Annotated in this window: 1 protein-coding gene; it reads right to left on the bottom strand. The window is 73.0% G+C overall.

Annotated features, from left to right (window positions below; genetic code table 11):
• Positions 1 to 41: 41 nt before the first annotated feature.
• Positions 42 to 1,684 (bottom strand): IS1182 family transposase (locus tag G6O54_RS36780; protein ID WP_205679185.1); only part of this gene is annotated, 1,643 nt, incomplete at its 5' end.

The raw sequence follows: 1,684 nt of genomic DNA, 5'->3' as shown, positions 1-1,684 counted from the left end.
GAGAGAATTCCGCTTTCCCGGCAAGCTGGGGGCACTCGGGGCTATGCCGCCGGGGGCGGCTGCGCGGCCTGTGGGCCGTCCGCCGGGGCCTCGGCCGTCCGGCGGAGGGCCTTGAGGAACTCCAGGCCGTTGTGGATCAGGATCAGCAGGCCCACCTGGGCCCGCGAGCGGGCCAGCCCGAAGACGGAGAACTGGCGGAGGCCTCGATGGCACTTCAGGTCGGCGAACTCGCGCTCGATCGTCCGAGACCGCAGCTTGTACAGCTCGCGGCCCTCGGGCGACGCCATCCGCCGCCGGAGGTCCTCGAGCAGGTCGTCGTGCTCGCTCCGCTTGATGATCCGCCCCTGTGGCGAGCGGGTGCAGCGGGCCGCCAGCGAGCAGGCCCGGCAGAGTTCGCCCGGGCAGCGATACTGCAGCTCCACCAACTCGCGCCCGCCGAACCGCCGCTGCACCCCGCGCCGCTCCAGTCGCAACTCGTGGCCCGCCGGGCAGCGATAGGTCTTCGACTCGGCCAGCCAGGTGAACTCAGCCTTGGTGATCTTCCTCCCGGGCTCGCTCGCGGCCGACCGGCCGTCGGCCTTGGTCGCGGCCTCGCCGCCTTGCGGCGGGGCATAGAGCGTCACGGCCCGCTCCCGACAGGCCTCCAATTCGATGACGTTGGCATATGTTCCATCGGCCAGGACGACCTCCGGCGTCACCCCGGTCAGGGCCTCGGTCCGGTCGAGCATCGGCGCCAGCAGCCCGACGTCGGTGGCCGCCGCGAAGACCTCGTAGCCCAGGATGAAGTTCGAGTCGAGGTCGCGGGCCAGTTGGATGTCGAAGAGGGGGCGGAAGACCTTCGTCTTGTCCAGGCCCAGGACCGCCTCGGGGTCGGTAGGGCTGGCCTTCAGGGGCCGGGCCTTGCGGCGTTGGGCCCGCGATCGGCGGCTCGCCTGCGCGTCCCGGGCCCGCTGCCGATCGCCCAGCCGGGCGCGGGCCTGGTGATAGAGCCGTCGCTGTCGGAAGCGGCCGCCGGGCGTCGTGGCCATCCAAGCCGGGGGTGGCTGCGGCGGGCTGTGATCGGCGGCCGTGGCGGAGTCGAGCGGCGAGGCCGGTGGGCTGTGATCGGCGGGCGCGGCGGCGAGATCGGCGGTCACGGCGGCATCGAGCTGTCGGCACCGCTCGTCGAGGCCCTTGGCCTTCATCGGCTTGTGCCGCGAGGCGTAGGAGCCCGTGAAGGTGCCGTCCAGCGCGATCCGCCCCGCGGTGGTCCACCCTCGGGCCCGGGCCGTATGGAGGGCCGAGGCGAGCAGCGCATCGAGGTGAGGCGCGATCCGATCGCGGAAGCGGAACAGGCAACTCCGCGAGGGCGCCGCCCCGAAGGTCAGCCACTTCAGAGCGTCGTCGCGGCTGCAATCCGCGGCCCATCGGCCGGGGCTGAGGCGGCCGCGGAGGATCTCGAAGAGGACCACCCGCAGGAGGATCTCGGGGGGATAGGCCGGGCTACCCACGCCGGCGTAGGAGGCGACGAGGCGGGCGAGGTCGAGCGCGGCGACGACCTCGGCGACCCGCCGCGCCGGATCGTCGGCCGGCAACGCGGCGTCGATCTCGAGTCGTCGCGGCGAGTCGTCCGTCCAGGGGGGCGAGATGAGCCGCAACGGCTTCGGCCGGTCGCGGGACGGGGAGCTCATGCATACCATGGCGA

The organism is Aquisphaera insulae (assembly GCF_011064615.1).
GTDB lineage: Bacteria > Planctomycetota > Planctomycetia > Isosphaerales > Isosphaeraceae > Aquisphaera > Aquisphaera insulae.
Note: the sequence above shows the minus strand (reverse complement) of the source record. Positions and strands in the feature narration are given on the sequence as shown.